General features: G+C 72.1%; 15 protein-coding genes and 2 tRNA genes. 6 read left to right on the top strand and 11 right to left on the bottom strand.

All coding sequences use genetic code 11. The features are described from left to right. Positions 1–21: 21 nt before the first annotated feature. A complete protein-coding gene (locus AB0F58_RS15460; RefSeq protein ID WP_357142757.1) occupies positions 22–855 on the bottom strand; it encodes a phosphoribosylaminoimidazolesuccinocarboxamide synthase in 834 nt (277 codons plus the stop codon). A gap of 203 nt (positions 856–1,058) precedes the next feature. On the opposite strand from AB0F58_RS15460, the gene AB0F58_RS15455 reads away from it, so the two are divergent. Further along, positions 1,059–2,393, top strand: a complete 1,335-nt coding sequence (locus AB0F58_RS15455) for an extracellular solute-binding protein (RefSeq protein ID WP_357142756.1) — start codon at positions 1,059–1,061, stop codon at positions 2,391–2,393. A gap of 49 nt (positions 2,394–2,442) precedes the next feature. On the opposite strand, the gene AB0F58_RS15450 is transcribed toward AB0F58_RS15455, so the two are convergent. The 4 genes from AB0F58_RS15450 to AB0F58_RS15435 all read right to left on the bottom strand — a co-directional run bounded on the left by AB0F58_RS15450 (position 2,443) and on the right by AB0F58_RS15435 (position 3,718). Further along, positions 2,443–2,694 (bottom strand): hypothetical protein, encoded by a 252-nt coding sequence (locus AB0F58_RS15450; protein ID WP_357142755.1) that lies wholly within the window; start codon positions 2,692–2,694, stop codon positions 2,443–2,445. Between the two features lie 109 nt (positions 2,695–2,803). Further along, entirely contained in the window at positions 2,804–3,136 is a 333-nt protein-coding gene (locus AB0F58_RS15445) for a glyoxalase superfamily protein (RefSeq protein WP_357142754.1), read from the bottom strand. Between the two features lie 105 nt (positions 3,137–3,241). Continuing rightward, a tRNA-Met gene (locus tag AB0F58_RS15440) sits at positions 3,242–3,318 on the bottom strand. Positions 3,319–3,641: 323 nt separating this feature from the next. Next, positions 3,642–3,718: transfer RNA gene (locus AB0F58_RS15435), tRNA-Met, on the bottom strand. A gap of 228 nt (positions 3,719–3,946) precedes the next feature. Between AB0F58_RS15435 and AB0F58_RS15430 the strand changes: the two genes are divergently transcribed. Beyond that, positions 3,947–4,513 carry a hypothetical protein gene (locus AB0F58_RS15430; RefSeq protein WP_357142753.1) on the top strand — a complete coding sequence of 189 codons (567 nt, stop codon included), beginning with the start codon at positions 3,947–3,949 and terminating at the stop codon, positions 4,511–4,513. 201 nt (positions 4,514–4,714) lie between these two features. Here AB0F58_RS15430 and AB0F58_RS15425 read toward each other — a convergent pair whose 3' ends face one another. From AB0F58_RS15425 to AB0F58_RS15410, 4 genes are all read right to left on the bottom strand, one after another. Continuing rightward, positions 4,715–7,705: a UPF0182 family protein gene (locus AB0F58_RS15425; RefSeq protein WP_357142752.1), complete on the bottom strand. Its 2,991-nt coding sequence runs from the start codon at positions 7,703–7,705 to the stop codon at positions 4,715–4,717. Positions 7,706–7,843: 138 nt separating this feature from the next. Next, a complete protein-coding gene (locus AB0F58_RS15420; protein ID WP_357142751.1) occupies positions 7,844–8,857 on the bottom strand; it encodes a PDZ domain-containing protein in 1,014 nt (337 codons plus the stop codon). A 79-nt stretch (positions 8,858–8,936) separates the two neighbouring features. Continuing rightward, entirely contained in the window at positions 8,937–10,172 is a 1,236-nt protein-coding gene (locus AB0F58_RS15415) for an MFS transporter (RefSeq protein WP_357142750.1), read from the bottom strand. A gap of 77 nt (positions 10,173–10,249) precedes the next feature. Next, positions 10,250–10,732, bottom strand: coding sequence for a hypothetical protein (locus AB0F58_RS15410; RefSeq protein ID WP_357142749.1), 483 nt, complete (start codon positions 10,730–10,732; stop codon positions 10,250–10,252). A 201-nt stretch (positions 10,733–10,933) separates the two neighbouring features. On the opposite strand from AB0F58_RS15410, the gene AB0F58_RS15405 reads away from it, so the two are divergent. Then, the gene (locus AB0F58_RS15405; protein WP_357142748.1) at positions 10,934–12,217 is read left to right on the top strand and encodes a zinc-dependent metalloprotease; all 1,284 of its coding nucleotides are present in this window, start codon (positions 10,934–10,936) and stop codon (positions 12,215–12,217) included. An 81-nt stretch (positions 12,218–12,298) separates the two neighbouring features. On the opposite strand, the gene AB0F58_RS15400 is transcribed toward AB0F58_RS15405, so the two are convergent. Both AB0F58_RS15400 and AB0F58_RS15395 read right to left on the bottom strand, forming a co-directional pair. Continuing rightward, positions 12,299–12,907 carry a hypothetical protein gene (locus AB0F58_RS15400; protein WP_357142747.1) on the bottom strand — a complete coding sequence of 203 codons (609 nt, stop codon included), beginning with the start codon at positions 12,905–12,907 and terminating at the stop codon, positions 12,299–12,301. 147 nt (positions 12,908–13,054) lie between these two features. Further along, a complete protein-coding gene (locus tag AB0F58_RS15395) occupies positions 13,055–13,585 on the bottom strand; it encodes a M48 family metallopeptidase (RefSeq protein WP_357142746.1) in 531 nt (176 codons plus the stop codon). A 530-nt stretch (positions 13,586–14,115) separates the two neighbouring features. Here AB0F58_RS15395 and AB0F58_RS15390 point away from each other — a divergent pair. The 3 genes from AB0F58_RS15390 to AB0F58_RS15380 all read left to right on the top strand — a co-directional run bounded on the left by AB0F58_RS15390 (position 14,116) and on the right by AB0F58_RS15380 (position 16,949). After that, a complete protein-coding gene (locus AB0F58_RS15390; protein WP_170107818.1) occupies positions 14,116–14,283 on the top strand; it encodes a DUF5679 domain-containing protein in 168 nt (55 codons plus the stop codon). A gap of 190 nt (positions 14,284–14,473) precedes the next feature. After that, positions 14,474–15,583, top strand: a complete 1,110-nt coding sequence (locus tag AB0F58_RS15385; protein ID WP_357142745.1) for a TOMM precursor leader peptide-binding protein — start codon at positions 14,474–14,476, stop codon at positions 15,581–15,583. Between the two features lie 10 nt (positions 15,584–15,593). Further along, positions 15,594–16,949: an AarF/ABC1/UbiB kinase family protein gene (locus AB0F58_RS15380; RefSeq protein WP_357142744.1), complete on the top strand. Its 1,356-nt coding sequence runs from the start codon at positions 15,594–15,596 to the stop codon at positions 16,947–16,949. Positions 16,950–17,043 lie beyond the last annotated feature (94 nt).

Below are 17,043 nucleotides of genomic sequence, written 5' to 3'. Positions count from 1 at the left end.
CGGGGCGAACCGCCGGGCCGGTCAGGTCCAGCGGTTGCCGGTCAGCTTCTCGTAGACGTCGACGTAGCGGGCCCGGGTCGCCTCGACCACCTCGGCCGGCACCTCGGGGGCCGGGGCCTGCTTGTCCCAGCCGCTGCCGGCCGCCCAGTCCCGGACGTACTGCTTGTCGTAGGAGAACTGGGGCCGGCCCGGCTGGTACGACTCGGCCGGCCAGAACCGGGACGAGTCGGAGGTGAGGACCTCGTCGGCGAGGACGAGGGTGCCGTCCGGGGCCCAGCCCAGCTCGATCTTGGTGTCGGCGACCAGGATGCCCCGGTCGGCGGCGATCTCCGCGCCCCGGCAGTAGACCTCGACGGTGATCTGCCGCAGCCGCTCGGCGGTCTCCCGGCCGAGCTTCGCCGCCACCTGCTCGTAGGTGATCGGCTCGTCGTGCTCCCCCAGCGGTGCCTTGGTCGACGGCGTGAAGATCGGCTCGGGCAGGATCGACGCTTCCACGAGCCCTCGGGGCAACTCGACCCCGGAAACCGCGCCGGTGCGCTCGTACTCCTTCAGGCCGCCCCCGGTCAGGTAGCCCCGGGCGACGCACTCGACCGGGACCATCTCCAGCCGGCGGCAGCGGATCGCCCGCCCGGCGAACTCGGCCGGCACGTCCGTGGTGGACACGACGTGGTTCGGGACGATGTCCGCGAGCTGCCCGAACCACCAGACCGAGAGCGCGGTGAGCAGCCGTCCCTTGTCCGGGACGGGGGTCGGCAGCACCACGTCGTAGACGGAGATCCGGTCCGAGGCGACCAGGACGAGGTCGTCCCCGTCGGCGTAGACGTCCCGTACCTTGCCGGAGTGCAGTAGTTCCACGCGGCCTAGTAGACCACGCGACTCCACCCGCCCCGTTCCCCGTCCGGCCGCACCCGGCGCCACGGGCCGCACCGGCACACCGCGCGGACTCGGCTGGGCACCCTGGCTTTCCGGGCGGGAGGTCCCGTCCCGCCGGACGTTGACACCTTACGGCGTCACCTGGGTCAATGATCCGAATCCATCCCGCGTCCCAGGAGTCGACCGTGTCCGCAGTCCCGTACCCGACCGCTCGCCGCACCGGCGCCGACCCGGGGCGACGGCGGGTCCTCCTCGGTCTGGGCGGCCTGCCGGTCGCCGCGGCCGGCGGGCTGACCGGCTGCCGGAGCGAACCGGCGGCCCTGGTCGAGAGCGGCCCGGTCGAACTGTCGGTGTTCTGGTGGGGCAGCGCCCGCCGCGCCCAACTGACCGAGCAGGCGCTGCGGCTCTACTCCGACCGGAACCCGCAGGTGACCTTCCGGGTCACCTGGCAGGGGATCGGCGGCTACTACGAGCGGCTCGCCACTCAGGCGGTGGGGGGCAACGTCCCGGACATGTTCCAGATCGACGACACGTTCCTCACCGAGTACGCCCGGCGCGACATCCTGCTGGACCTGTCCGGATACGTCGCCGACCACCGGCTGGACCTGGGCGGCCTGCCCGACGGACTCGTCCGGTACGGCCAGGTCGCGGGACGCACGATGGCGGTGGCCGCCGCGCAGAACTCGGCCGGGCTGATCTTCAACCAGGACCTGCTGCGCCGGCTGGGCCAGCCCGCCCCGCGCAGCGGGATGAGCTACCCGGAGTACCTCACCTGGGCGGCCCGGGTGACCCGGGCCAGCGACGGCAGGGTCGCCGGCACCATGGATCCCTCCGGCGACCACCGGGCGCTCTGGCTCTGGCTGAGATCCCGGGGCAAGGAGTTCTACCAGGGCCGCAAGCTCGGGTTCGACTCCCCCGAGTTGATCGACTGGTTCGAGTTGTGGCAGCGGGCCCGGGTCGCCCGCGCCACCCCGAGCGCGGCGCTGGTGCAGCAGGCGAACGGCGGCGAACCCGCCCGCCAGCTCGTGGTCACCGGACATACCGCCGCCTCGTTCGCCTGGTCGAACCAACTGGTCGACCTTCAGCGCCACAGCCGGGACGAGCTGGGCATCGTCAGCTGCCCCGGCCCGGCCGCCGCGCAGTGGGCGCGGGCGTCGATGTACTGGGCCGGTTTCCGGGGCACCCGCCACCCGGACCTGGTCGTCGACGTGATCAACTTCCTGACCACGAACGTGGCCGCCGGTCGGGTGCTCGGCTACGAACGGGGTCTGAGCCCGCACCTCAACATCCGCAAGTTCGTGGAGCCGACCATCCGGGATGCCTCGGTCCGGGCCTCGGCGACCTTCGAACTCGGTGTCGCCGACGCGTTCGGCACCGCACCGCCGCCGCCGCCCACCGGGCACGCCCGGATCCGCGGGCTGCTGGTCACCGCCGCCGAGTCCGTGCAGTCCGGGCGGTCGACGATCCGGGCCGCCGCCTGGCGGTTCATGGCACAGGCCGCCGCCGCGTTGGCCGTCTGACCACCGGTCCGGCGGCGGGCGGGCCGGCGCGCGGCCCGCCCGAGCCGGCTCAGCGGGGCCCGGGGCCCCGTCGGCCGCGCATCATGCGCAGCAGCAGTACCACCACCACCGCCACCACGACGAGGCAGCAGAGCAGGCCGATCAGGCCGAAACCACCGCCGCGGGAGCGCCGTCGCGCCGCTTCCACGACCAGCTCACCGGGGCCGGTGGACGCCCACGCGGCGACCGGCACGAACACGGAGAGCACCACCGTACCGAGGACGGCACCCAGCCGGCCCCACCATCTGTTCCAGGAAGACATGCCCCCATCCTCGCCGAGGTAGGCAAGAACGGCACCCCGATCATCTTTCCGGTGCCGCCGTCGGCGCAGAGGCAGGCTCGGATCGACCGTACCGTCCCGCCGGACCCCGTCAGTCCTCCGCGAGGCCGATCCGCAGCCGATTGCCGTCCGGATCGCGCAGCTCGATCTCCGGCCCCCACGGGGCTTCCCCCACCGGTACGGCGAACTCCGCCGCCACCGCCGTCAGGTCGGACAGGTGGAGGTAGAGCAGGGTGTCGGGACGGGCGTCCCCCTCGTGCTCGGAGAGGAAGATCCGGACCGGCCCCCGGGAAATCGACACGAACAACGGCAGGTCCGGCGCGAAGCGGTGCTCCCAGTCGGTGGCGAACCCGAGTCGGGCGTACCAGACCCGGGCCGCCCCGGCGGCGGCGGTCCGCAGAATCGGCGTCAACTGTTCCGGCACTACCCCACGGTGGCAGACCCGGCGGCCGGCTGACGCTCCCGCGCCGGCCGGCCAGAGCATCGACGGAGAACGGCCCCCCGGTAGAATCCGGAGGGCCGTTCGTCGTGGTAGCGGGGACAGGATTTGAACCTGCGACCTCTGGGTTATGAGCCCAGCGAGCTACCGAGCTGCTCCACCCCGCGTCGGTATGACCACTCTATCGCATCCCCGAGCCGGGTGTCCGGCGGGGGCCGTACCTGCCCCTCCGGCCGGCACCACGCCCGCCCTTCTCCACACCCGCCCAGGTCACGACGCTGCCGGAGCGCAGACCCGCCTGCCGGGCGCGAGTCGCCCGGGAGGGAGGGGGGACAGTACCCGGATGACGGATGACGGGCGACGGGCGACGGGCGACGGGCGACGGGCGACGGGCGACGGGCGACGGGCGACGGGCGACGGGCGACGGGCGACGGGCGACGGGACAGAAAAGCGAACGGCCCTCCGGTGGAATCCGGAGGGCCGTTCGTCGTGGTAGCGGGGACAGGATTTGAACCTGCGACCTCTGGGTTATGAGCCCAGCGAGCTACCGAGCTGCTCCACCCCGCGTCGGTACGTTAACCCTAGCGCACCCGCGCCAGCGGACGCAAAACGGTGCCAGTTCCACCGGATCCGGACCGCCGCGGCACTCCCGACGCGCCCGTCCCGCACTGCGAACACATCGCCGCGCTCCCGCCAGTCGGAACGATTCCGCGACCGACCGACAGCGCACGTCAAGCAACTCAGAGCAGCGTCATTGACACGCTGGGTTAGATCCATTACCTTCTATTCAGGTTGGTGACGGCAAACGAAGGGCGCCCACAGGCACAGATTCTTGGATTTCGACATCTTGCCGAATCGCCGACCTGCTGGAATCTGGAGCTTGGGGTGCCCGAAACACACGGGGAAGGGTCTCCATTGAAAACACAGGTTGCCAGTCGCAGGTCGCCGGTCAGCGCTCTCGTAGCTCTGCTGGCGGCGCTGACCATGGCATTCTCTGCAAGCCCGGCGGTCGCCGCCAAGCCGGACACGGAAACCGAACGGATTCCTGCGTTGATCGCGCAGCGAGCGGAAATGCTGGCAGACAACCCTGAATGGGCGACTCCGGTCGGCACCCTCGGTTGCCAGTCGACCTACTTCAAGGCGTATTTCTACTCGGTGAACACCATCTCGTTGAACTGCTCGGGCACCTACACCAACAACCTTCCCTCCACGCGGTTCACCGCTGGCGGCTGGTCGGGCATCGTGTACTACGGAACCACCGGCGCGAACTGGGCCTTCTGCGACGGAGAGTCCTGGGACCTGGGCGGCGAATACCAAATCCCCAAGGTGGTGCTGTACGCCACCGCGGCACCCTGGTGCTGACGAGGTCGTCCGGACGTCGCACCTGACGTCGCAACGCGGTTCCCTAGCGGTTCCGTAGCCCCGCATGCACGACACAGTGGCCGGTCCAGATGGACCGGCCACTGTGTCGTTGCCAAACTGACGGCCGGGGAGCGCCTACCGGGAGGGCGACCGCCCGCCGTTCGGCCCCTGCGCGGCAGGGAGCCGAGAACGGGAACCGAACTACCCGCCGGGCGTCCCCGAGGCCGAAGGGCTGGGACTGGTGGGCGCCGGGGTCGGGGCGCCGGTCGCCGCCGCCTTCTGCTGCGCCTGCTGGAACGCCGTCATCGCGCTGTCCAGGCTCTTCAGCGCCCGGCCGTACCGCTCGAAGTCACCGGAGGTCTGGGCGGCCTTGACCTCCGCGATGGCGTCCTGCACCTGCTTGGCGGCCTCGGCCAGCTCACCGGTCGTGGGGGCCCCGGTCGTCGGCGGGGGCGGGTTCCCGGTGTCGCCCCCGTCGGCCGGTGGCGGGGGCGGGTTGCCCGCAGCCGCCTTCTTGCCCTGCTCGACGAGCTGCTTGATGCCCTCCTCGAGATTGTTGGCGAGCACCACGTAGGAACCGCCGTCACCGTAGGAGAGGAGCACCTTCTGCAGCAGCGGGTACGCGTCCTCCTGGTTGCTCTTCACGTAGACCGGCTCGACGTAGAGCATCCCGTTCTCGAACGGTAGGGAGAGCAGGTTGCCGTACTGCACCTGGGCCTGGTTGGAGGAGAGCAGGTTGAGCTGCTGCCGGATGGTGTCGACGGAGTTGGTCATGCGCTGGTGCACCTGCACCGGCCCGGAGACGGCGGTCTGGTCCGGCAGCTCCAGCACCTCCAGCCGCGGCTTGCCGTCCACGTACGATCCCGAGATCAACGCGGCGAGGTTCTGCCGGCCGTTCGGGGTGACCGCCGAGGTGAGCTGGAACCGGGGCGCGTCCTGGGCTGGCAGCTGGGTGTAGAGGTAGTACGGCGGCTGCTTCTGCCCGCTGTCCGGTGCGTCCGGGACGTTCGGGACCTGCCAGAAGTCCTGGCCGGAGTAGAAGTCACCCGGGTTGGTGACGTGGAACCGGGTCAGCAGGTTGCGCTGCACCTTGAACATGTCCGCCGGGTAGCGGAAGTGCGCGGCCAGCTCGGTCGGGATCTCCGCCCGGGGTACGACCAGGTCGCCACCGAACGCCTTGTTCCACGCCTTGAGCACGGGGTCGGTCTCGTCGAACTCGTAGAGCTTGACGGTGCCGTCGTAGGCGTCGACGGTGGCCTTGACCGAGTTGCGGATGTAGTTGACGTTCTCCCGGGCGAGCTGGAACGTGCCCCGCCCGGTCAGCTCGTCGGTGGTCTCCTGCTGGAGGTTGACCCGCTCGGCGTAGGGATAGGTGGCCGACGTGGTGTAGGCGTCGATGATCCACTGGATCCGCCCGTCGACCACCGCCGGGTACGGGTCGCCGTCGATGGTGAGGAACGGCGCGACCTTCTCCACCCGGTCCCGGGGGTTACGGACGTAGAGCAGCTTGGAGTTCTCGTTGACCGCCTCGGAGAGGAGGAAGTTCGACTCCTGCTCCTTGATCGCGTAGAGCAGCCGGCGGGCGAACGAGCCGATCTCCACCCCGCCCGAACCGGTGTAGGTGTAGTACTGCTCGCCGCCGGTGGTCGGGGTCGGCCGGTCGAACTCGGCGTTGCGGTCCTCGCTGGCCTGTCCGACGATGGCGTAGTCGTCGGCGGTCATCCGCTCGCCGTAGTAGATCCGGGGCTGCTCGGTCGGGATCTGGTCGGTCTGCGCGGAGCAGCGCTCCTGCTCCTTCTCGCCGAGGAAGCCGGAGACGAAGTACGGCTGACCGCCGCAGACCACCTGGTTGGCCGGCGCACCGACCAGACCGAAGCCGTGGGTGTAGACGGTGTGCTTGTTGATCCAGTTGTTCTGCTGGTCGGTCAGCTCGCCGTAGTTGATCTCGCGCATGCCGACCACGTAGTCCCGGGTCTGGCCGTTGACCGTGTACCGGTCGATGTCGAGCTTGGGGCCGAAGTCGTAGAAGCCCCGGACCTGCTGCAACTGGGTGTAGGTCTCGGAGACCAGCTGCGGGTCGAGCAGCCGGGCGTTCGGCACCACGGACTTGTCGGTGGCGAGCGACGCCGGTGGCGTCAGGTTGTTCGCCCCGTACGGCGTGGTCTTGGTGTCGGCCAGGCTGAACGCCGCCCGGGTCGCGTCGATGCTGCGCTGGATGTACGGGGCCTCCTTGTCCCGGGCGCTCGGCTTGACCTCGAAGGTCTGCACCGCCCAGGGGTAGATGCCGCCGATCGCCACCGCGGAGAGGCCCAGCAGGGCGAGCGAGATGCCCGGCCACACCAGGTTCCGCATCACCGCGTTGGAGAAGATGATGATCGCGATGGCCACCACGATCGAGATGTAGGCCAGGATCTCCTTCGCCGGCAGCAGCGCGTTGACGTCCGCGTACCCGGCGCCGTACAGCTTGGCGCTGTCGTTGTACTCGAGCAGCATCGCCCGGCGGTCCAGCACGTACGCGACCGCCTTGAACAGGACGAAGACCGCGACCAGGGTGGTCAGGTGGGCGCGGGCGGCGTTGGTCATCCGGTCGCCGACGCCCTGGAGGCGCACCCCGCCGAAGACGTAGTGCACGGCGAGCGCGCCGACCACCGCGAGCACCACGGCGGTGAAGCCCACCCCGAGCAGGTAACGCAGGAACGGCAGCTGGAAGACGTAGAAGCCGACGTCCACGCCGAACTCGGGATCCTTGACGCCGAAGTCCCCGCCGTTGCGGAAGAGCAGCCACTGGCTCCACCGGCTCTGCGCCGAGAGCCCGGCGAAGAGGGCCACCACGGTGCTGACGGCCAGGATCCAGGTGCCGATCCGCGGCCCGAGAAGCATCCGGTACCGCTCCAGGGTGGCCTGCTCCGGGGAGTGCGGACGCAGCCTGGGGCGCAGCCGGTGGGCCAGCCACAGGTTGCCGCCGACCACCACCGCCATGGCCAGGCCGACGGCCAGGAAGAGCAGCAGCCGGGTGACCAGCACACCGGTGAAGACCTGCTTGTAGTCGACCTCGCCGAACCAGAGCCAGTCCGTCCACGCCTGGACACCCCAGCCGAGCAGGGTGAAGAGTACGAACACCCCGATCAGGACCCCGATCGTGACGCGCCCGCGTCGGCTCATCCTGGGCAGGGGGGCACTCTGCTTGACCACTGTTTGGCTCCGCACGCTCGTTGTGACCGGATCCGACCAGGCCACAAGAGTACGTGGTGTTCCTGGACACTCCCGGTCAAGGTCGAGCCGCCGACGGTCGTGGTTGCTCCGGACGTGCCGGCCCGCCGACCGCCCGGGTCAGCAGCGGGTCGGCTGTCCCCCGGCGCGCAGTGTCTCCAGGGCGGTCAGCGCCTCGTCCAGCGTGCCCACCTTCAGTAACGGCAGTCCGGGCTGTGCGTTGCTCACCGCTTCCGCGCAGTTCCCCTCGGGGACCAGGAAGACCTTCGCTCCGGCCTGCTTGGCCCCCACCAGCTTCTGGGCGATGCCGCCGATCGGTCCGACCCGGCCCTCGTCGTCGATGGTGCCGGTGCCGGCGACGACCCGACCGCCGGTCAGGTCCGCCGGGTCCAGCTTGTCGACGATGCCCAGCGCGAACATCAGTCCGGCGCTCGGTCCACCGATGTCCCCCAGATCGATCTCCAGGGTGAACGGGTGTGGCTGCTGCTGCTCGATCTCGATCCCGACGCGCGGACGACCGTCCTGGTCCCGGCTGGTCACGGTGGCCGTGCCGGCGACGCCGCCCCGGGTGAAGCCGACCGCCAGCGCCGCGCCGACCGGACGGGACCGGATCAGCTGGGTCAGCCCGTTGGCGCTGGTCACCGGCTCGCCGTCGATCGAGGTGATCACGTCACCGGCCTGGAGGCGTCCGGCCGAGGGGCCGTCCGCGGTCACCGTCCGGACGACCACCTGGACCGGGTAGCCGAGCTTGCGCAGCGCGGCCGTCTCGGCGCTGGTCTGCGACGCGGTGAACTCCTCGGCGTTGCGCTCCTCGACCTGCTCGCGGCTCTGTCCCGGCGGGTAGACCAGTTCCCGGGGCACCACCGCCCGTTCCGGCGAGAACCAGCCGGCGATCGCCGAGCGCAGTTTCACCGAGGGCTGCACGCCCACGGTGGTCAGCCGGAGCTGTCCCGCCGAGGTGGAGGTCTCCCGGCCGTCGACCTTGATGATCTCCTCTCCGTCCTGCGTGCCGAGGGTGTCGACGGTCGGTCCGGGGCCGAGCACCACGTACGGGATCGGCGCCGCGAGCACGCCGATGCTGAGCAGGGTGGTGAGCAGAGCACCGAGCAGGACCGTGACACCGCGACGTCTCATGCGGCAGAGCGTACCGACCGGTCGGGGGCCGGCCGGGGCTGCCGAACCGACCGGTCGGAAACCCACGGAGCGGGACTGTTCAGGCACGTCGCGCGGGCTGCTCCGGGGTGGGCGACGACGCAGCCGGGGTGGCCGACGACGCAGCCGGGGCCCGGTCGGCGCTCCGCCGGCTGCCGGGACGGCGGGTCGCGCCGGCCGCCGCGGCCAGGCAGATCACGGCGGCGGTGACGAGCACCGGGCGGCCACCGAGGCCGACCGCGGCGGAGCCGAGGGGGATCGCGAGCGCGATCGGGCCGAACATCGCGGTGTTGGCGGTCGCGGCCACCCGGCCGAGCATCGCCGCCGGCGCGCGCGTCTGTACCGCGGTCACCGCAGCGACCAGGGCCCAGGGCAGGGCGACCCCGGCGACGACCGAAGCGACCACGAGGCCGGGCCACCAGGGCAGACAGCGCACCAGACAGCTGACCCCGAACAGCGCCGTGCCGGCGACACCGACGGTGACCGGACTCCACCGGGCGAGGAGGCGACCCACGACGAGGCCACCGAGGACGGACCCGGCGCCCTGGCTGCTGAGCAGTACGCCGAGGAACGTCGTCGCCAGGCCCAGCTCCGTGGTGACCATCGCGTAGTTCGCCGCGGTGGTGAAGCCGGACATGGCGATCGCCACCGCGGCGAGCGCGACGGAGACCCGCGTCGTCCGCCCGGCGAGGAGGACGGCGAGCCCCGCGCGCGGGCCGGGCCGCCGCGTCGGCGCGTCGGTGGTCGACTGCCGGAGTCGTACGGCCGCGTACAGGATGGCGACCACCACCGGGGTCGCCGCGCTGAGCACGACGACCGCGTGGCCGCCGTGCCAGGCGTAGAGACCCGCGCCGGCCAGGGGTGCCACGAGCTTGGTGCCCTCCTGGGCACTGGACCGCCAGCCGTTGACGTCACCGAGTTCCGTGGGCGACAGCGCGGCGGGCAGCAGTGCCGTCTCGCCCGCGTCGATCAGCACGTAGCTGACGCCGTAGGCGCCGGAGACGGCGAAGATGAGCCAGGTCTGGCCCGGCCCCCGCACCGTGAGCAGACTCAGCAGGACGATGGCCAGCGCGAGGTTGACCGCGATCACCAGTGGTCGCCGCGGTAGCCGGTCGAGCAGGCCGCCCAGCCACGGCCCGGCCAGCACCGGCGCGTACACGCAGAGCCCGGCGAGAGCCGCGAGTCCGGTGGAACGGGTGAGGTCGAGGATCCAGATCCCGGCCACCAGGGACATGGCGCTGCTGCCGAAGCCGGAGAGCAGCGAGATCGTCACGAACAACGCTGCGTTGCGGCGCACGGGACCTCCGAAGGTTGAGTCAGGAAGACTCAAATCCTCACTGTTGAGTGAGGCCCAGGCAATATTGCCGCCGCCCGTCAATCTTCTATTGACATAAGCGCGCGCAGCCGCACCGCGACCGTCTCCACCGGCACCGGCAACCGCCCCCCACCCGCCTCGGCGAGGTCGACCACGAGGAGCGCGGCCAACGCGTACAGCGGGCCCGGGTCGGCGTCGAGAGCCAGTTCCGTCGTCCGGCGCACCAGAGCCGCCCGCCGGAACCGCCCGTCCCACCGGCGATCCGCCCCGATCCAGCGCCCGAGTTCACCGACCGCGTCCCGGATCGCCGCGATCCGCGCCGAGTACCCGAGGTCCTGCTCCTGCCGCCGCGACCGGCGCAGGTTCGCCAGGCGCTGACGGCGCTGCTCCGCGGCCTGCCGGCTGCCGAGACCGAGCGCGGCGGCCACCTCCGCCCACGTCGCGCCCGCATGACGTGCGCGGTCGATCAGTTCCAGCTCACGCTCGTCCAGCCGAACACGCTCGACGGTGGTCTCGGCCAACTGGGTCAGCTCCGGCAGCATCTGTCAACGTTACATTGACAGATCATCCGCTCACCGGCCGCTGCACCCGGTCGGCAGGCGCAGCGCCGGCCGGGTTCCCGCCGTACCGCCACCGCCGGGCGACACCACCGCGTAGCCCGTGGTGCGGGTCGGGTCGCGACTTCGCCCTCAGCGCAACGCCGGTGGCGGCGACCAGCGGCGCGGCGCGCGTACCGTAGAGCCGTGCCTGATATTCCGTTCGGTTTCGCGCTCCCGGGTGGGCAACCACCAGACCCCAACGACCCTGCGCAGATGCAGCAGTTCATGAGCCAGTTGCAGCACCTGCTCTCGGCACCGGGCAGCGGGCCGGTCAACTGGGACCTGGCCCGGCAGGTGGCGGCCAGCCAGCTCGCCGCCGCCGGCGATCCGGCCGTCACGCCGTACGAGCGCAACGCCGTCGAGGAGGCGCTGCGTCTGGCCGACCTCTGGCTGGAGCCGGTCTCGTCGTGGCCGTCGGGCATCCAGACCCCGGTCGCCTGGAACCGTAACGAGTGGATCTACAAGACCCTCGACGTCTGGCGCAAGCTCTGCGACCCGGTGGCCAGCCGGATGGTGGGCGCGATGGGCGACCTCGTGCCGCCGGAGGCGCGGGCCCAGCTCGGCCCGATGCAGTCGATGGTCGCCACCCTCGGCGGCGCGCTCTTCGGTGGGCAGCTCGGGCAGGCACTCGGCTCGCTCGCCGCCGAGGTGCTCTCCGCCGGCGACATCGGGCTCCCGCTCGGTCCGGCCGGCACGGCCGCGCTCATCCCGGCCAACATCAAGCAGTACGGCGAGGGCCTGGAGCTGCCCGAGGACGAGGTCCGCCTCTACGTCGCCCTGCGCGAGGCCGCCCACCAGCGTCTCTTCCAGCACGTCCCGTGGCTGCGCGGACACGTGCTCAGCTCCGTCGAGACGTACGCCGCCGGCATCCGGGTCAACCGGGAGGCCATCGAGGAGGCGATGGGCCGGGTCGACCCGAGCGACCCGGAGTCGATGCGGGCGATCGCCCTGGAGGGCATCTTCACGCCGGAGGACACCCCGGCGCAGAAGGCCTCCCTGGCCCGCCTGGAGACCGCTCTGGCGCTGGTCGAGGGATGGGTCTGCCACGTGGTGGACAACGCGGCCGGTGGCCGGCTGCCGAACGTCGTCGCCCTCGGCGAGGCGTTCCGTCGTCGGCGGGCGGCCGGTGGCCCCGCGGAACAGACCTTCGCCGCCCTGGTCGGGCTGGAGCTGCGTCCGCGCCGCCTGCGCGAGGCGGCGGCGCTCTGGGCGGCCCTGACCGAGCACCGTGGCATCGCCGGCCGCGACGCCGTGTGGGGACACCCGGATCTGCTCCCCTCGGGTGAGGAATTCGCCGACCCGGACGCCTTCGCCCGCTCGCAGCTCGACTTCGCCGAACTCGACGATTTCGACTTCACCGCGCCGGGCGGCCCGGAGGAGCAGCCGCCGGGTGGCGGCACGCCACCGCCGGACACCGACCGCCCCTGACCCCGTTCCCCCGCCCGCTTCCACCAACGGGCGCGCTCCGGCGTGCTCCGCCCGGCCGGCGGGCTGGGGCGGGGCTGGCGGTCAGGCGGGGTGGTGGCCGGTGCTGAGCAGCGCCCGGGTCGCCTCCCAGCCCTCCACCGCAGGATCGAGGGTGGCGAGGTCGGCCGGTCCACGTAGCCGACGCCAGGCGGCGGTGACCGCGACGTCGGCCGGGTCCGGGGCCGCGGAGCGGATCGTGGCGGGTACGGCGTCGTCCAGGTCGACTTCCGGCAGCCACTCCGGCACGGGCAGCCGGGCGGCGAGACCGAGCAGGCCCGGCCCGGTCCCCTCGACCGGGGCCACCGCGACGGGCCGGGTGGTCAACGGGCGCAGCAGCTTGCCGACGGTGAGACCGGGCAGGTCCGGCGCGTCGGCCGCGATCACCGCGGCCTGGTCGTAGCCGTCCAAGGCGGCGAGGACCGCGTCGACGGTCGGTACCGCCACCTCGACCACCGGAGTACCGGGCCAGACCACCGCCTCGGCCAACGACCGGTCCGCGCGGGTCACCGCGACCGCCGTCTCCACCTCCTGAAGGGTGGCGAGAAGGTCCACCACGTCCTCCGCCAGGGCGTGCCGCCAGACCGCCTGGTCGACGCCCGGCGGCGACCAGGCCACCGGGGCGAGCAGGGCCACCACCACTCGTCGGGTCACGGTCCGACCCTAGCCTCTCCGTCCGTGGCGTGATCCACGCCGTCGTCCACAGCCGTGGCGTGACCGTCGTCGTCCACACGTGGCGTCAGCGGCGGGCCGGGCGGGCCGCCGAGCCGGTGCGGGGCGGCCGGAGCCGGTGCGGGGCGGTCAGTCGGTCAGCGGCACGCCGGTCGCCGAGGCGACCCCCTCCAGGTAGCCACGGGCCCGTTCGGCCTTGGGATAGCGGCAGACCAGCGCCCAGAACGACGCGTTGTGGCTCGGCACGATGAGGTGGGCCAGCTCGTGCAGGAGGACGTAGTCGATGACCCAGTCGGGCATGTCCTGGAGGCGGTGCGAGATCCGGATGGTCCGGTCGGCGGGGGTGCAGGACCCCCAGCGGCCGGTCTGGTTGGTCACCCAGCGGACGCTGGCGGGAACCGCCGCCGAGCCGTGCTCCGGGAGGTAGAGGCTGATCAGTCGGGTGGCCCGCTGGGCCAGCTCACCGTCGGTACGGGCCGGCCGGCCCTCGCGAGCGGCGAGCCGGGCGAGCATCCGGTCGACCCACTCGGTCTCCTCGGCCCGGGAGAACTGGTCGGGAATCAGGACGACCACTCGTTCCCCGTCCCGGTATGCGGACACCGTGCGTCGCCGACGCTGACTGCGTCGCACCTCGACGACGGGCTTCCGCGCGCCTGCCATCACTGGCCTGCGCAGCCTCGTGTTCCTGCCACATGGGAAAGCTAATGCGTTCTGACCAGGGGTCCGCAAGGGTCAACCCACCGACGCGCGCCCGGAAACTCCAGGTTGATGGCGTCCAGTCCGAAAAAAATGTTTGCGGGGGCGTCCCCGGGGCAGTCGGACCCGGGCCGGGACGGCGATCCGATCACGCTCGGTGGCGGTCGGGCCGGAACCCGGACCGACCGTCCCACGGTAGGTGATCTTCGGTGGGTCGGTGGCACCGGGGGTGCCCGACGGCCACTTCGGGGCGGTTCGCCCGGCGTGTCCCCGCCAAACTCACTTATCCGACGTATTTCGGCATGCACACTCTCGACGTCGACTAGCTCACAGTGTCGATGGATCTTTGACATGGATCCACCCGCACCTGGGTAGGGTCCGCCGGACCAGCGGTCACGAGCGTGACCGCGCAGATGACCCCAGCGCCGGAGCCCGCGAGGCCCGCCGCCGGGCAGCCGCCGGCATTGCCCGGCGGACGAGACGAGGAGGGCACCGTGGCCGACCAGGCCCAGACCTACAACGGTTACTGCGTCAAGTGCAAGGAGAAGCGCGACTTCGAGGGCAAGGTCGAGGTCTCCAAGACCGGCATGAACATGGCCAAGGGCAAGTGCCCGGTCTGTGGCACAACAGTGAACCGGATTCTCGGCAAGGCGAAGGTCTGACCGTCAGACCGACCCGGGAGGGGGCGTCCCGCAGGGCCGCCCCCTCCCGGCCGTGACCCTTCGGCGACCAAGCATGTTACCGACTGGTTGTGGATAACTACGCACGGCCTGTGGACAACCCTGGAGAGAGCGCTGCCGGGCTGTGGACAACGATCGACGGATCGTCTGGACACGCTCACCATTGGTAACCATGACGCGTGCCACTCTCCACCGACCGACGCTGCTACCCGGCCTCACCCGACTCTGGCGCGACCGGCACACGCTGCAACTCGGTCTGGACCCCGGCCGGGCCGTCCTGCTCGAGGTGGCCAACCCGCGTGCCGTCCGGTTGCTCGACCTGCTCGACGGGGCCCACAGCGAACGCCACATCCTCGACCACGCCACCCGGATCCGGGTCGACCGCGACGACGCGCGGACCCTGCTGGAGACGCTCCGGGCCGCCGGGCTGGTGGTCGCCGCACACACCCTGCTCCCCACCGGCCTCGCCGACCCGGAGCGGGCGCGGCTGCGCGACGAGGCCGGCGCGCTCGCCCTCGGTGCCGGCGACCTGCCCGGCACCCCCGCCCAGGTGCTCCGGCGACGCCGGGCCGCCCGGGTGGTGGTCACCGGCTCGGGACGGCTGGGCGGTCCGGTCGCCGTGGCGCTGGCCCAGGCCGGCGTCGGGCACGTCGACCCCGACCTGGGCGGCCGGGTGCGCCCGGCCGACCTGGCCGGCACCGGGCTCCTGCCCGGGGACGTCGGTCGGCACACCGCCGAGGCGGTGGCCGACGCGATCGCCCGTACCGCGGCGGGCACCGTCACCAGCCCGGTCCGGCGACGCCGCGCCGACCTGGTGGTCCAGGTGGGCACCGACCGGCCGGCCGCGCTGCTCGCCGCCGGGTTCGCCCGCCGCCGGCAGCCACACCTGATGCTCTCGCTGCGCGACGGCGTACCGGTGATCGGCCCGTTGGTCCGTCCGCCGGTCGGGCCCTGTCTCGACTGCCTCGACCGGCACCGGCTGGACCGGGATCCGGCCTGGCCCGGACTCGCCGCCCAGCTCGCCGGTGACGATCCGAGCCCCGCCTGCGGCGTCACGACCCTCCTCGCCGCCGTCGCCCTGGCCACGGCGGAGGCGCTCAGCCACCTCGACGGCGGGGCTCCCGAGACGGTCGGCGCGGCGGTCGAGGTCGGCGGGGCCGGCCGGTTCCGGCGGCGGGTCTGGCCTCCGCACCCGGACTGCGGGTGCGTGGACGTGCGGCGAGACCCACCCCACTCGCCCCGGCCCGGCCGCAGAGCAGCAGCGGGGCGGTCCGGTCGGTAACAATGGCCGAGTGACCGACATCCCGCGCCGGGCCGTGTCCCGGACCGCCAAGCTCGCCGCACTGCCGCTCGGCTTCGCCGGACGGACCGTCCTCGGCATGGGTAAGCGCGTCACCGGGCTCGCCTCCGAGGTGATCTCCGCCGAGATCCAGCAGCGCACCGCCGAGCAGTTGTTCAGCGTTCTCGGGCAGCTCAAGGGCGGGGCGATGAAGTTCGGGCAGGCGCTGTCGGTGTTCGAGGCCGCCCTCCCGGAGGAGGTCGCCGCGCCGTACCGGCAGGCGTTGACCAAGTTGCAGGAGGCAGCTCCACCGTTGCCGGCGGCCACCGTGCACCGGGTGCTCGTCGAGCAGCTCGGGCCGGACTGGCGGGACCGCTTCCTGGAGTTCGACGACACCCCTGCCGCGGCGGCCAGCATCGGCCAGGTGCACCGGGCGGTCTGGCGGGAGCCGAGCACCGGACGACGCCGGTCGGGGGCCGCCCCGACCGGGCGTCCGGTCGCGGTCAAGATCCAGTATCCGGGCGCCGGGGACGCCCTCCTGGCGGACCTGAAGCAGCTCTCCCGGCTGGGCGGCATGTTCCGCGCGATCCAGCCCGGTCTGGACGTCAAGCCCCTCCTCGCCGAGTTGCGCGAGCGGATCACCGAGGAACTCGACTACGAGCTGGAGGCGGAGTCCCAGCGCGCCTTCGCGGCGGCGTACGCGGACGATCCGGAGATCTTCATTCCGGCGGTCGTCGTCGCCGCACCCCGGGTGCTGGTCACCGAGTGGGTGGAGGGCACCCCGCTGGCGCAGATCATCCGCGAGGGCACCCCGGAGGAGCGTGACCGGGCCGGCCGGCTGATGGCCGTCCTGCACCTCTCCGCCCCGGCTCGGGCCGGGCTGCTGCACGCCGACCCGCACCCGGGCAACTTCCGGATGCTGCCCGACGGCCGTCTCGGTGTGATCGACTTCGGCGCGGTGGCCCGGATGCCGGAGGGCACGCCGGAACCGATCGGGCGGCTCGCCGGTCTCGCCCTGCGCGGCGAGGCCGACGCGGTGGTGCAGGGGCTGCGGGCCGAGGGCTTCGTCCCCGCGAACGAGCCGATCGACGCGCAGGCGGTGCTGGACTTCGTCCGGCCGATGCTGGAGCCGGTGGCGACGGAGGAGTTCCAGTTCACCCGGGCCTGGCTGCGCGCGGAGGCGGCCCGGATCGCCAACCCCCGGTCACCGGCCTACCAGTTGGGCCGGCAGCTCAACCTGCCCCCGTCGTACCTGCTCATCCACCGGGTCACGCTCGGCTCCATCGGGGTGCTCTGTCAGCTGGAGGCGAAGGCCCCCTACCGGGGCATCCTCGAACGCTGGCTGCCCGGGTTCGCCCCGGTCGCCTGAGACGACACGGGGGGCGGGCCGGGTCGCCCCGGACCTCGGCTGGGCACTCGCATGGGACGGTCCTCTCTCCCGGTACACGGCAGGTGAGCCTGAA

It is taken from the genome of Micromonospora sp. NPDC023956 (genome assembly GCF_040639195.1).
Classification (GTDB): Bacteria; Actinomycetota; Actinomycetes; order Mycobacteriales; family Micromonosporaceae; genus Micromonospora.
This window is presented reverse-complemented; position numbering and strand designations above follow the sequence as displayed.

Bases quoted from the DNA above. Each gene is read 5' to 3' on its own strand.
- AB0F58_RS15450 (WP_357142755.1), bottom strand. From the start codon at position 2,694: ATGTCTTCCTGGAACAGATGGTGGGGCCGGCTGGGTGCCGTCCTCGGT.
- AB0F58_RS15420 (WP_357142751.1), bottom strand. From the start codon at position 8,857: ATGAGACGTCGCGGTGTCACGGTCCTGCTCGGTGCTCTGCTCACCACC.
- AB0F58_RS15410 (WP_357142749.1), bottom strand. From the start codon at position 10,732: ATGCTGCCGGAGCTGACCCAGTTGGCCGAGACCACCGTCGAGCGTGTT.
- AB0F58_RS15395 (WP_357142746.1), bottom strand. From the start codon at position 13,585: ATGGCAGGCGCGCGGAAGCCCGTCGTCGAGGTGCGACGCAGTCAGCGT.
- AB0F58_RS15385 (WP_357142745.1), top strand. From the start codon at position 14,474: ATGACGCGTGCCACTCTCCACCGACCGACGCTGCTACCCGGCCTCACC.